Genomic DNA, 321 nt, shown 5'->3' with positions numbered 1-321 from the left:
CCTCATCATCAGCCTAACTGCTTAGACGCACATATCCAGCAGTGCGCTTACCCTATCCTCCTGCGTCCCCCCATTGCTCAAACGGAAAAGAGGTGGTACAGGAATATCAACCTGTTGTCCATCGTCTACGCCTATCGGCCTCGACTTAGGTCCCGACTAACCCTGAGCGGACGAGCCTTCCTCAGGAAACCTTAGGCATTCGGTGGATGGGATTCTCACCCATCTTTCGCTACTCATACCGGCATTCTCACTTCTAAGCACTCCACCAGTCCTTACGGTCTAGCTTCGCAGTCCTTAGAACGCTCTCCTACCACTGACACC

At 53.3% G+C, this 321-nt stretch carries 1 rRNA gene; it reads right to left on the bottom strand.

Annotated features, from left to right (window positions below):
- Positions 1 to 321 (bottom strand): 23S ribosomal RNA (locus tag AC6CIB_RS23630); the annotation flags it as partial.

The sequence above is a fragment of the Rossellomorea sp. GQ25 genome (assembly GCF_059758515.1).
The sequence above is the reverse complement of the archived record's forward strand: the minus strand, read 5'-3'. Positions and strand labels throughout refer to the sequence as shown.